Raw genomic sequence first — 268 nt, forward strand, 5'->3', positions numbered from 1 at the left:
GGAAGAGCCACTTGCGTCATTTCGGCTTTGAACGCTATGTAGCTATCGGTGCAGTGGCAATGTCGCTACTGATGATATTTTCAGATGCCTACATACACATAACACTATCTATCCTGATTGCCCTACTCTCCACAATAAAAGACGAAGACTCTCTCAAGTACAATGTCACAGTTAAACGCTTTGTACGTGCGCTCAAGACGAAGAGAAAGAATTACCTGGTTATCGGTTCTACGCTCATGGGTATTGGCTTAGTGTTCAGCAAACCAAT

1 protein-coding gene is annotated in these 268 nt (G+C 43.7%); it reads left to right on the forward strand.

Annotation, left to right across the window (positions count from 1 at the left end; genetic code table 11):
- Positions 1-11: 11 nt before the first annotated feature.
- The coding region (locus AB4585_RS26970; RefSeq protein ID WP_372171810.1) for a hypothetical protein at positions 12-268 on the forward strand (257 nt) is incomplete at its 3' end.

This window comes from Vibrio sp. 10N.222.49.C9, assembly GCF_041474985.1.
Classification (GTDB): Bacteria; Pseudomonadota; Gammaproteobacteria; order Enterobacterales; family Vibrionaceae; genus Vibrio; species Vibrio crassostreae_C.